The organism is Janthinobacterium sp. MP5059B, from assembly GCF_001758645.1.
In the GTDB taxonomy this organism is placed as follows: Bacteria; Pseudomonadota; Gammaproteobacteria; order Burkholderiales; family Burkholderiaceae_D; genus Janthinobacterium; species Janthinobacterium lividum.
In genome coordinates, this window is the sequence record NZ_LRHX01000006.1 from 43,679 (window position 1) to 56,372 (window position 12,694).

10 protein-coding genes are annotated in these 12,694 nt (G+C 62.6%); 9 read left to right on the top strand and 1 reads right to left on the bottom strand.

The window, feature by feature from the left end; all coding sequences use genetic code 11:
- The first annotated feature begins 87 nt into the window (after positions 1-87).
- The 9 genes from JAB1_RS04950 (at position 88) to JAB1_RS04990 (ending at position 11,728) form a co-directional block, all read left to right on the top strand.
- On the top strand, positions 88-954 hold the full coding sequence (locus tag JAB1_RS04950; RefSeq protein WP_083299571.1) for a transporter substrate-binding domain-containing protein: 867 nt from the start codon (positions 88-90) through the stop codon (positions 952-954).
- 261 nt (positions 955-1,215) lie between these two features.
- Positions 1,216-2,898 (top strand): aspartate-alanine antiporter, encoded by a 1,683-nt coding sequence (aspT, locus tag JAB1_RS04955; RefSeq protein WP_070279038.1) that lies wholly within the window; start codon positions 1,216-1,218, stop codon positions 2,896-2,898.
- Between the two features lie 56 nt (positions 2,899-2,954).
- Positions 2,955-4,643 (top strand): aspartate-alanine antiporter, encoded by a 1,689-nt coding sequence (aspT, locus tag JAB1_RS04960; protein WP_070279039.1) that lies wholly within the window; start codon positions 2,955-2,957, stop codon positions 4,641-4,643.
- Between the two features lie 56 nt (positions 4,644-4,699).
- On the top strand, positions 4,700-6,310 hold the full coding sequence (locus JAB1_RS04965) for a bifunctional aspartate transaminase/aspartate 4-decarboxylase (RefSeq protein ID WP_070279040.1): 1,611 nt from the start codon (positions 4,700-4,702) through the stop codon (positions 6,308-6,310).
- 177 nt (positions 6,311-6,487) lie between these two features.
- Positions 6,488-7,897 carry a TolC family protein gene (locus JAB1_RS04970; RefSeq protein ID WP_070279041.1) on the top strand — a complete coding sequence of 470 codons (1,410 nt, stop codon included), beginning with the start codon at positions 6,488-6,490 and terminating at the stop codon, positions 7,895-7,897.
- 2 nt (positions 7,898-7,899) lie between these two features.
- A complete protein-coding gene (locus tag JAB1_RS04975; protein WP_071653296.1) occupies positions 7,900-8,874 on the top strand; it encodes an HlyD family secretion protein in 975 nt (324 codons plus the stop codon).
- Positions 8,875-8,880: 6 nt separating this feature from the next.
- Positions 8,881-10,062: an ABC transporter permease gene (locus tag JAB1_RS04980; protein WP_070279043.1), complete on the top strand. Its 1,182-nt coding sequence runs from the start codon at positions 8,881-8,883 to the stop codon at positions 10,060-10,062.
- Positions 10,059-11,207 (top strand): ABC transporter permease, encoded by a 1,149-nt coding sequence (locus JAB1_RS04985; RefSeq protein WP_070279044.1) that lies wholly within the window; start codon positions 10,059-10,061, stop codon positions 11,205-11,207. The genes JAB1_RS04980 and JAB1_RS04985 overlap by 4 nt, the downstream gene beginning before the upstream one ends.
- A 2-nt stretch (positions 11,208-11,209) precedes the next feature.
- A complete protein-coding gene (locus JAB1_RS04990; protein ID WP_139144435.1) occupies positions 11,210-11,728 on the top strand; it encodes a hypothetical protein in 519 nt (172 codons plus the stop codon).
- On the opposite strand, the gene JAB1_RS04995 is transcribed toward JAB1_RS04990, so the two are convergent.
- The gene (locus tag JAB1_RS04995; RefSeq protein WP_071653297.1) at positions 11,725-12,609 is read right to left on the bottom strand and encodes a LysR family transcriptional regulator; all 885 of its coding nucleotides are present in this window, start codon (positions 12,607-12,609) and stop codon (positions 11,725-11,727) included. The two genes, JAB1_RS04990 and JAB1_RS04995, sit on opposite strands and share 4 nt — an antisense overlap.
- Between the last annotated feature and the right edge of the window lie 85 nt (positions 12,610-12,694).

The window sequence follows — 12,694 nt, forward strand, 5'->3', positions numbered from 1 at the left end:
TGCCGTATTCCAGTCGACAAGCGTGCTCTGCTGCGCGATACTGTCATTCTGATAAGAACGCTATGAATGCGCTGGAAAGGAGGGGCCATGCGGCGCCGCCCCCTGCTCAAGCTTGCCGCCCTGTGGCCGTTGGGCGCGGCCATCGGCGCGGTGCCGCCGCTGCCGCTCGTGTATCCGCGCCATCAGGCGCTCGATGATCCGCAGCAAGGCTATGTGACGGCCTTGCTGCAGCAGGCGCTGGCCCGTTCGGGCCAGGCCTATGCCTTGCGCCGTTCCGCACTGCGCATGGTGCAGACGCGCGCGATGCAGGAAATCGCCATGGCGTCCGGCAGCGTCGATGTCGTCTGGGCGATGACGAGCCGCGCGCGCGAAACGCAATTGTTGCCAGTGCGCATCCCCATCGACCGCGGCCTCATCGGCTGGAGAGTGGCATTGATCCAGGCGCGCCGGCCGCAACTGCTGCGCGATGTGCGCAGCATTGCCGCCCTGGCGCGATTGTCTGCCGGGCAGATGCGCGACTGGCCCGACTCCGCTATCCTGCAGGCGAATGGCTTGCGCCTCGATACGTCGAGCACCTATGAAGGCCTGTTCCAGCAACTGGCGGCGGGGCGCATCGATTACTTTCCCCGTTCCGTGATCGAGGCGCAAAGCGAGCTGGCCAGCCACGCGCAATTGCCGCTGGCGCTGGACACTCACCTGGTCATCCGCTACCCGGCCGCGCTGTACTTTTTTGTCGGCAAGCACCGGCCGGAACTGGCGCGCCACATTGAAACGGGACTGGAAAGCATGCTTGCCGACGGCAGTTTCGCGCAGCTGTTCCAGCGCCATTTTGGCCGCCTCGCGCAGGGCCTGAATCTGTCCCGGCGCCACGTGCTGGAGCTGGCCAATTCCGACTTACCGGAAGAGACACCGCTGGCGCGCAAGGCACTTTGGTATCGTCCAAGACATTACTAATAGTTTTGTTGATCGATGTCAAACAAGTGCTTCAATCGTGCGCAGGATGTTTGATGAAAAGCAAAGCAAGTTCAACAGAACACCTGTTGACACTTGTAAAATTTTCACCGAACATAATTCCTCGTAACAACATTTCTCCGGCGCAAGCGTTTATCGCAAGTGCCGTGCAGGATCCGTGCGCCCGTTCAACAGCCAGCTGCCGTCAGCCGCCGAACGCTCTGTTCTCTTGTAACCATCCGTTATCTTTTCGAAGGTTTTTCCATGCTCGATTCGATCACGTCCATATTGCACCAGGTGCCGGAACTAGCCCTGTTCCTGGCGCTGGGGCTAGGCTACGCGGTAGGGCAGATACGCTTCGGCCCGATCCAGCTGGGCGGCGTGTGCGGCACCCTGATCGCCGCGCTGCTGATCGGCCAGCTGGGCATCACCCTGGACGCCAGCGTCAAGAACGTCTTCTTCATGCTGTTCATCTTTGCCCTCGGCTATGCGGGCGGTCCCCAGTTCTTTGCCAACCTGAATGCCAAGGGTTTGCGATTGGGGCTGCTGTGCCTGATCGAAGTGGTGGTGGTGCTGGCGCTGGTGCTGCTGGCCACGCGTTTCCTGGGCCTGGACCAGGGTACGGCGGCCGGCATGATGGCGGGCGCGGCCACGGAATCGGCCGTCGTCGGCACGGCCACGGACGCCATCTCGAAACTGGCGCTGCCGGCCGCTCGCATCGCCGAGCTGCAGGCCAACGTCGTCACCGCCTATTCCATCACGTATATCTTCGGCCTGATCGCCATCGTCATCGTCACCAGCCAGATATTTCCGCTGTTGTTGCGCGTCAACCTGCGCGAGGAAGCCGATAAATTGTGGGAAAAGATGGGCGGCGCGCAGACCGATGGCGACGGCGTGCAGGCGACGCCGGAAATGGTGGGCCGCGCCTACCGCATCAGCCGTGGCGCGGGACGCCGTCTCGATGCCTTGCAGCATATTTTTGCGGGCCGCGCCAGCATCACGCGCGTGCGCCGGCACGGCAAGGTATTGCCCTTGGAACCGGAACTGCGCCTGCGCAACAACGACGAAGTGCTGGTGATCGGCCACCGTCCCGCGCTGGTGGCGGCCGAAGCCATCCTGGGCGAGGAATTTGCCGACACGACGGGCTTGAACATGGCTGTCTCGGCCGTCGAAGTGCTCCTGCAGCAAGCATCGCTGGTCGGCCAGCCCTTGCGCCAGCTGGCCTTGCCGTCCGGCGTGCACGTGGCGGCCGTCGTTCGTGGCGAACACAGCATGCCGCCGCTGCCTGATCTTTCCTTGCAGCGCGACGACGTGCTGCGCCTGTACGGCACGACGGAAGGGCGCGAGCTGAACACGGCGCTGGCCGCCATCGGCAAGCGCGTGCCCACGGGCGACCGCAGCAATATCGTCTACGCCAGCATCGGCATCGTGCTGGGCGTGTATATCGGCGGCTTCTCCGCCAAGCTGGGCGGCATCCCGTTTTCGCTGGGCACGGGCGGCGGCGCCTTGCTGACGGGCCTCGTGTTCGGCTGGTACCAGGCGCGCAAGCCGGGCATGCAGGGCATCCCGCCCAGCGCGCTCGACATGATGAAGGATATCGGCCTGGCCACCTTCATCGCCTGCGTGGGTCTGGCGTCGGGGCCGCAGGCGATCGATCTGATCCGCCAGTACGGGCTGTCGTTGCCGCTGATGGGTGTATTGATCGCCGTCATCCCCGCCTCGCTGTCCTTGCTGGTGGGGCACTTTTTCCTCAAGCTGGAAGCGCCCGTGCTGCTGGGCGCCATCGCCGGCCAGCAGTGCAGTACGCCGGCTTTGTCCGCCGTGCAGAACGCGGCCGGCAATTCCACGCCCTTGCTGGGTTACACGATTACGTATGCCATCTCGAACGTGGTGCTGCCCCTGCTGGGGCCGCTCATCGTGGCCTTGGCCGGCTCCGTCCACGCATGAGCAGCCGGCAAGGGCACACGCAGTAAAGAATTCCTTCAACACGAAAGGCGGTCCGCATGGAATGGTTGCATGAGTTATTCAAGAAGTCGCCCGAAATTGCCTTGTTTCTCTCCCTGGCAGTGGGTTACTACATCGGCAAGATCAAGTTCGGCTCGTTCCAGCTGGGCGGGGTAGCCGGTTCACTGCTGGTGGCGGTACTCGTCAGCCAGGTGGGCGTCGCCATCGATCCCGGCGTCAAGTCGGTGCTGTTTGCCCTGTTCATCTACGCGGTTGGCTATGAAAGCGGGCCGCAATTCTTCAATTCGCTGGGGCGCCAGTCCGTGCGCGAAATCATCCTGGCCGTCGTGCTGGCCGTGACGGCGCTGCTGACGGTGGTCATCCTGGCCAAGGTGTTTGGCCTGGACAAGGGCCTGGCAGCGGGCGTGGCGGCGGGCGGCTTGACGCAGTCGGCCATCATCGGCACGGCCGGCGACGCGATCACCAAGCTGGGCCTGGCGGCCGACGAGGTGGCCCGCTTGCAGGGCAACGTGGCCGTCGGCTATGCCGTGACGTATGTGTTCGGCTCGTTTGGCGCCATCATTGTCTGCGTCAACATCTTGCCAAAGCTCATGGGTCGCACCATCCGCGAAGATGCGATCAAGGCGGAAACGGCGCTGCAAGCGGGTGTGCAAGTGCTGGGGCCGGGCCAGACGCCGGCCGCGCCTGACTTGATCGGCCGCATCTACGACGTGGGCCCCGGTGCCGGCCGCTCCGTGGCGGACATCGAAAGCGCCAATCCGAACACGGCCATCACCATCGAGCGCGTGAAACGCAATGGCCAGATCATCGACGTCAGCCCGGACCTGGTGCTGGCGGCCGACGATATCGTGCTGCTGGTGGGCCGCCGCGAAGCCATGCTCAGCGTCTCTTCCCAGCTGGGCAAGGAATTGCTTGCCGTCGAAGGCATGGAACTGGTGATGCAGCGCCGCGACATGGTGCTGACCAACAAGGCTTATCACAACAAGACGGTGGGCGAAATCCGCAGCGCCACGGCGCCTGGCGTGCGCCACGGCATCTTTGTCGTGCAGCTGAGCCGCATGGGCAAGATTCTCCCCATGCAGGCGGAAACCGTCGTGCAGACGGGCGACGTGGTGACCATCTATGGCGCCGAGCAGGACGTCAAGCGCGTGGCCGCCGAAGTGGGTTATATGATCGTGCCGAGCGCCAAGACGGACTTCGTCTACATGGGCGCCGGCCTCGTCGTCGGCCTGCTCGTAGGCTTGCTGGTGGCGCGCATCGGTTCGATTCCGCTGACCCTGGGCAGCGGTGGAGGCGTGCTGCTGTCGGGCCTGGTATTCGGCTGGTTCCGCGCCAAGCGCCAGACGTTTGGCTACATGCCCAGCGGCGCCGTGCAAATCCTGAAAGACCTGGGCCTGGCCGGCTTCGTTGCCGTCGTCGGCCTCACGTCCGGCCTGCAAGCCGTGCAAACCGTGCGCGAACACGGCCTGACCCTGTTTGGCGTGGGTGTGGTGGTGACCATCCTGCCGATGATCTTGACCATGCTGATCGGCCGCTACATCTTGCGTTATGACAACGTGGCCGTGTTCGCGGGCGCCTTGTCCGGCTCGCGCAGCGCCAATCCCGCGTTCGGCGAAGTGCTGAATGCGGCGCAAAACTCGATTCCCACCGTACCGTTTGCCATCACGTATGCCTTGGCCAACGTTTTCCTGACCCTGCTGGGGCCGCTGATTGTGGCCTTCGTCTGAGTCTGCATGTATGTGCAAGAACCCTGAACATTGTCAGTCTATAAGGAGTAGCAAAAATGGATTTCAGTAACCCAAGCAAACTCGCCCTGTTGAGCCCATTTGAATTGAAGGATGCGTTGATCCAGACGGCCAAGCAAAGCAACCGCCTGATGCTCAATGCGGGCCGCGGCAACCCGAATTTCCTGGCGACTACGCCACGCCATGGCTTCTTCCAGTTCGGCCAGTTCGCCATGACGGAAGCGGAGCGTTCCTATGTGTACATGGATGACGTGGGCGGTTTCCCCACGCGCGACGGCATCGAGTCGCGCTTCGAAATCTTCGTGCGCCAGCATGCTGAGACGCCGGGCGTGCACTTCATCGAGGCAGCCGTGTCGTATGTGCGCGACCAGCTGGGCTTGAGCGCGGGCGACTTCATCTACGAGATGTGCGAAGCCATCCTCGGCTGCAACTATCCCGTGCCGGACCGCATGCTGCGCCTGTCCGAGAAAATCGTCGGCCAGTATATTCACCGCGAAATGATCGGCGACCATCCATTCGTCGGCAACTTCGACATGTACGCCGTCGAAGGCGGCACGGCCGCCATGACGTATCTGTTCGCCAGCCTGAAATCGAACCACATCATCCAGGAAGGCGACACGATCGCCCTGGGCATGCCGATCTTCACGCCCTACATCGAAATTCCCCAGCTGAACGATTACAAGCTGAATACCGTGCATATCGATGCGCCGCAATCGAACAATTGGCAATTCACCAAGAAGGAGCTGGACAAGCTGCTCGATCCGAAGGTGAAGGCTTTCTTCCTCGTCAATCCGAGCAATCCGCCTTCCGTCAAGATCGATGACGAAACCCTGGAATACATCGCCAAGATCATCAAGAAGCGCCCGGACCTGATCATTTTGACCGATGACGTGTACGGCACCTTTGCCGACAATTTCGTCTCGCTGTTCGCCATTTGCCCGTTCAACACCATCCTCGTGTATTCGTTCTCGAAATACTTCGGCGCGACGGGCTGGCGCATGGGCGTGGTGGCCACGCATGAAAACAATGTGCTTGACGCCAAGATTGCCAAGTTGCCGGAAACCATCAAGAAGCAGCTTGATGCCCGCTATCACTCCATCACGACGGAGCCGCGCGAGCTGAAATTCATCGACCGCCTGGTGGCTGACAGCCGCACGGTGGCGCTGAACCACACGGCCGGCCTGTCCACGCCCGTGCAGGCGCAGATGACCTTGTTCTCCCTGTTCTCGCTGATGGATGAAGAGCAAAAGTACAAGCAGTCGATGAAACGCATCGTGCTGCGCCGCAAGGAAGCGCTGTACCGCGAGCTGGGCTTGCCGATGGTGCACGACGCCAATTCCGTGCGCTACTACCATCTGCTGGACATGGAATCGCTGGCCGCGCAGATGCATGGCGTGGAGTTTTCGCAGTGGCTGCTGAAAAAGCTCAAACCGAACGAAGCCCTGTTCCGCCTGGCCGAGGAAACGGGCGTCATCCTGTTGCCGGGCCGCGGCTTCGGCACCACGCACCCGTCCGGCCGCGTGTCGCTGGCCAACCTGAACGAATACGACTACGCCAACATCGGCCGCGCCATCCGCAACATGGCGTCCGAGTTCTTTGCCGTATTTGAAAAGGAAAAGGAGAAGGGTAGCAAGAAGGCGAAGAAGTAATTCGCCGGGTAGCTGCTTGAGCTCAACGGGCGCCCCGCAAGAGGCGCCCGTTTTTATGTGTCGGCTTCGGTAACCAATAGTGCAGGCTGGAATAGACATCCGTAGATATAATTGCTATTGTGAAAGTATAAACATGGCAACCCCGTGCTTTCCCCTCATTCATTGACTGGACGCTACATGGGCAGATTGCAAGGACACTTATCATTATTGCTGGCGGGCGCGCTGGGCGCGGCCATGCCCGCCCTGGCGGAACCGCTGACATTCAACGAGGCGCTGCAGCAAGCGGCCAAGGCTTCGGGCGCCGTGCAGGGCGCCGCGCTCGACGTGCGCGCCAAAACACTGAAGGCGGAGGCGCTGTCGAATATCGACGGCCCTTCCGTGGACTTGACGGCGTTTCGCGGCCGTTTGTCGACGGACTTGAATATCGATACGAGCGGTTTGTCCGGCGTGGTGGGCGGCATCGAATCCGTGCTGCCGCCGATTCCCGGCTTGCCCACGCCACACATTCCCAATTCCCTTAACCGCGAAGTGGTGACGGACCTGACCTCATTCGGCTTGCTGGGCATGTGGCCTATCTATACGGGCGGGCGCCTGGATGCCGTCAAGGGCCTCGCTTCCAGCCTGACCCTGGCCGCGCAAGCGGAGCGCACGGAAGCGGAAGAGCAGCTGGCCACCCTGGTGGCGCAGCGCTATTTCCAGCTGCTGCTGGCCAAGCGGGTGGTGGCCGTGCGGGCCGAAGTGACGGCCGGCGTGACGCAGCACCAGCGCGACGCGGCCAAGCTGGAAAAGGGCGGCCTGATTTCGCGCGCGGAACGCCTGCGCGCCGACGTGGCCCTGGACAGCGCCCGCAGCGAGGAAGCGCAGGCGCGCAGCGACGAGGAAATCGCCCAGGTGGCGCTCGACCGCTTGCTTGCCGTCAACACGCAAGTGCTTCCCAGCACGCCGCTGTTCGTCAATAGCTTGCCGGTGGGTACTTTGCAATCGTTCATCAGCACGGGCATGCGCGAGAATGCGAACTGGAAAAAGATCGACAGCAAGCGCGTGCAGGCGGAACAAGCCTTGAAACTGCACGGCAAGGAATACGCGCCCACCGTCTTCGCCATCGGTAACTACAATTTGAATCGCGGCAATGAAAAACTCGTACGTTCGAACTGGGCCATCGGCCTGGTCGTGTCCGTGCCGCTCGTGCACCGCATCAATACGGGCAAGATGATTGCCGCCGCCAAGCTCGACCAGGAGCGGGTGGAAGTGGTGGCGCGCCAGGCCGAGCGCGACATTCCCACCCTGATCGAAAAGAACTGGCGCGCGCTGGAAAACGCCCGCATCCAGTATCTGTCCACGGCCTCGTCGGTGGAGCTGGCGCGCGAAAATATCCGCTTGCAAACGGTGGCCTTCCAGCAAGGGCAAGTGACGTCGCTGGAAGTGGTCGATGCGCGCCTGAACCTGGCCAAGGTCGAGACTCAGCGCGCGCAGACGGCCTATAACTATGTGATGGGGCTGGCGCAATTGCTGGAAGCGACGGGCGAGACGCAGCGCCTGGGCAGCCTGGCGGCAGCGGCCGATATCCAATTACCTGTGGACAAATAATAATGAGTACCTCCAAAAAACCCTTGGCCATAGTCGCCGCCGTCATCGTTCTGGCCTTCGTGGGCTGGGGCTTGTACCAGGCATTCCAGCCGCAACGCCTGCCTTTGCAGGGACAGATGGATGCGCAGGAAGTCAATGTCTCGTCGAAAGTGCCGGGCAGGGTGGGCGAGTTGTACGTCAAGCTGGGCCAGACGGTGCCGAAAGGTGAGCTGCTGTTCCAGCTGACGAGTCCGGAAGTGGATGCGAAGATCGCGCAAGCGACGGCCGCCACGCAAGCGGCCGACGCCGTGGCGAAAAAAGCGGAAGCGGGGGCGCGACCGGAGGAAATCGCCGCCGCCAAGGCGAACTGGGAGCGGGCGCAAACGGGGGCCACCATCGCCAAAACCACGTACACCCGCGTCAACAATATGTTCGAGCAAGGTGTGATCGCCCAGCAGAAACGCGACGAGGCGCAAGCCCAATGGCGCGCGGCCGACCAGCTGGCGCAAGCGGCCCGCGCGCAATATGATATGGCGCAAAAGGGTGCCCGTCCCGAAGACAAGACGGCTGCCGCCGCCCAGGCGCGCCAGGTGGGCGCCGTGCTGACGGAAGCGCAGATCGCCCTGGCCGAGACGAAGATCGCCGCGCCCGTGGCGGGCCAGGTCAGCAAGATCCAGATACAGCCGGGTGAATTGGCGCCACAGGGCTTTCCCGTAATCACCCTGGTGAACCTCGACGACGCCTGGGCCGTGCTGCAAGTGCGCGAAGATGAAATGGCGGCGTTTGGCATGGGCAGCACGCATACGGCGAATGTGCCGGCGCTGAAACAGCAACTGAGTTTCAAGGTCAGTTCCGTGGCCGTGTTGCCGGACTTCGCCACGTGGCGCGCGGCCCGTCCGGGCGGCACGGATTTGCGCACGTTTGAAATCCGCTTGCGTCCCGCCATCAAGGTCGAGGGCTTGCGCCCGGGCATGTCGGTCGTGTTCCCACCGCTCTGATAAGCGATGAACGAAGCGGATAAAGAGCCGGTTTCAGCGCTGGCACGCGAGTGGCGGCGCTTGCGCGGCGACTTCTGGGATATCGGCATGCTCAGCTGGATTCCGGTGGTGCTGTGCGGCATGTTGTGGCTGGTATTTTCCGCCGGCATCGCGCGCGACTTGCCCATCGTCGTCATCGATAACGACAATTCCACCCTGTCGCGCCAGCTCACGCGCTGGCTCGACGCCTCGCCCGGCATCGAGGTGGCGGCGAAAGTGGCGTCCAGCGATGAAGCCCTGCATCGCTTGCGCGAACGCACGGCGTTTGGCTATCTGCTGATCCCGAACGATTTCGAGCAGAAACTGCTGGGCGGACGCCAGGCTACCGTGCAATGGCTGTACAACGCGCAGTTTTCTTCGCACGCGGGCGCCTTGCTGCGCGACGTGCGCACGGTCAGCACGACCTTGTCGGCCGGCATCGAGATGACGGCGCGGATAAAGAAAGGCATGTCGGGCGTGCAGGCGGCGGCCCAGTTCGAACCGATACGCACGACCTTGAACAGTTTATACAACGAAAACACCAGCTATGAAGCATTTTTGACCCTGGCCCTGATGCCGGCCATGCTGCAGATTTTCATCGTCGTTGCCGTCGTCACCAGTATCGGCCGTGAGTTGCGCGACGGCACGGTGCCGCAATGGCTGGCCTCGGCCGATGGCAGCTGGCTGCGCGCCATCGGTGCCAAGCTGCTGTTTCCCTTGCTTGCTTATTTTGTGCTGGCGCTGCTGTACTTGCTGTTCTTCAGCCTGGCGCGGGGCTGGGCCGTGGCGGGCAGCTTGCCGGCCTTGCTGCTGAGCATGCTGCTGCTGGTGCTGGCCTACTGTGGCCTGGCCACCTTGCTGATCGCCGCCACCTTGTCCCTGCGTTTGGCGCTGTCCGGTGCCGCCTTCATCACGGCGCCAGCCTTTGCGTTTGCGGGCCAGGCCTTTCCCCTGATGGCCATGCCGGCGCCAGCCCGCGCCTGGGCGGAAGCCTTGCCGCTCACGCATTATCTGCAGCTGCAAACGAAATACTGGCTGGCCGGCGCGCCGTGGCGCTATGGCGTGCAGGAAATGCTGATACTGGCCGGCTTTGCCATCTGCTGCGGCGCCGTGGGCATATTCCTGCTGGCGCGCCGCGCGAATGCGCCTGCCGCCTGGGGACGCACATGATCTGGCCAGCCTTTCTCGCCACCTGGCGCGCCATGCTGACGGACAAGGGCGCGCTGACCCTGCTGTTCATCGGCGGCATCATTTACTCGTTCTTCTATCCGCTGCCGTACTCGACGGAAATCGTCCAGCGCGTGCCCGTGGCCGTCGTCGACCAGGACCGCAGCGCCATGTCGCGCCAGCTGACGCGCTTTGCCATGGCCCATCCGTCGCTGCACGTGGTCGCCGTCACGCCGGACTTGCCCGTCGCACAAGATTTGCTGTGGCGCGACCAGGTCATGGGCGTATTGATCATTCCCGACGGCTTGCAGACGGACGTGCTGGCCGGCCGCACCGCCCACGCGCAAGTGGCGGGCAATGGCTTGTATCTGATGCTGAACAAGGTGGCCCTGAACGGGCTGGCGGAAGTGGTGGGCACGGTGTCGGCCGGTATTGAGCTCAAGCGTTTGGGCGCGGGCACGCCATCCGCCATCCAGGCCAACCAGCAGCGCTCGCCCATCGCCTTCGACGCCGTGCCCCTGTTTAACGTCAAGGAAGGCTATGGCGCGTATGTGGTGCCCGGCGTGGCGACCTTGATCGTGCAGCAGACCTTGCTGATCGGCATGACCATGCTGTTCGGCACCTGGTACCAGCGCAAGGCCTTCCCCGTAGCCGGCAAGCGCACGGCGGGTGGGTATATGGGCATGCTGCTGGCGTTCGCCTGCGTGGCCTTCTTGAACTGCTGCTATTTCTTCGGCTTTGTCTTCTGGTTCCAGGATTACCCCCGTGGCGGCAACTTTGGCGGCATGCTCTTGCTGCTGGTGCTGTTTTCCCTGGCGGAAGCGGCCTTCGGCATGCTGCTGGGCATGCTGTTCCGCACGCGCGAACGGGGTACGCAGCTGATGATCGCCACCTCGATGCCGGTGCTGTTCCTCGCGGGCCTGACCTGGCCCGTGTCGTCCATGCCCGTCGTGCTGCAATGGCTGCGCTGGCTGCTGCCATCGACGGCCGGCATCCAGGGCTTTGTCGCGCTCAACCAGATGGGCGCCTCGCTGTATGAAATCCGCCATGAAGTGGCGGGCTTGCTGGCCTTGCTGCTGGCTTGCGTGGCGCTGGGCTGGTGGCGCTGGCGCGCCGAGGCGCCAGCACCCGTCATCAAACAAGGATGAGCATGAAATCAGAGCAAGCGCTGGAGCCCCCACTGGCTGTGGCTGAAGAAAGGTATGCCACGATTTTGGCATCGATACTGGCTTATACGCAGTTCTGTGATACACATGGCGACGACGACAACGCCGAATACGACAGACTCGCGGATCAATTGCAGGCACTAAGCGGAAAGGATATTTCCCGCTTCAATTTGCGCGAGTGGTGGGAAGAGGAGGGCGCGGAAGTGCTGGCGTTCAGGATCGCCTTGCCCGATCCAGTGAAACTCGACGGCGTCAGCAGGACGGACATCGCGCACATCGTTGCCAGGTTAGGCAGCTTCGAGCTGCCCGAAAAAGACGCCAGCGAACCACGCTTCCAGCAGATATTCAGCGCTTTTCTTGATGACTACTACCACGCCTGGCTGAAGCTGCACTGCAAGACCTACAACTACCAGAAAATATTCGGTGTGCACAAGGACAAGGACGGAAAGCGCTGGTGGCTGAGCGACGACGAGAAGGTTGATCTGCTCTGGCCGCATCGCTAGCGACGGGATCCATCGTGCCTCCTGTTCTGCAATGCTGCCAGCAGCAGCTGGCAAAAACCGTCACGCACGGGGTCGGGCAGGTTGTCATTGGCCCGCAGCAGGCTGGCGACACGGGGTAGCGGCGCCAGCCGTTCCAGTGCCGCATGCCGGTGCACGCCCTGGCCCAGGTTGCGTTCATTGACCACCGCCATGCCCAGGCCGGCGGCGATCGCGGTCAGCACGCCCGCCACCGACGGGCATTCCAGGCCCACGCTCCAGGCCATGCCGGCCTGGCCCAGCTTTTCCTCGGCCAGCCGGCGGTAAAAGCAGTGCGGCCCATAGGTGATCAGCTTGACGGTCTCGCCCGGCAAAGTCTGCTCTGCCGTGGCAGCGCACCAATGCAGTGTTTCTGTCCATAACAGCGTGTCGGCCGGCGCCGCCATGCCGGCAAAATCCTGATGCAAAATCACATCGAACACGCCGTCGGCAAAGCGTTCGCGCAAAACCTGGCTTTGCTCCACCACCAGTTGCACGTCCACCTTGGGGTGGTGATGCGAGAACTGCGACAGCACCGCGCACACGTCCGTCAATGAAATCTGCTCCGTCACGCCGATGCGCAGCCGGCCATGCATCGCGGATGGCGAAAAATGGGCGACGGCGTCATCGTGGGCATCGAGTATGTTGACGGCATGCCGCAGCAGCACGGCTCCCTGGTCGGTCGTGCCAAACAGCCCGCCGCTGCGCGCCAGCAGCTGGCAATCGAGCTGCTGTTCCAGTCGCTTGATTTTCCAGCTGACGGCCGACTGGCTCAGATGGAGCAGACTGGCGGCCTGGCTCATGCTGCCGGTTTGTACCACTGCCCTGAACACACGCAGGGCATCGACGGATAGGCGCAAATTCATGGGTCATGACAAAAGTTGGATTGAAGGTCAAAAGAATGTCACTGGCGTCATGTCCAGTCAAGCCTTAGCCTGCAGGTTCCGCAAA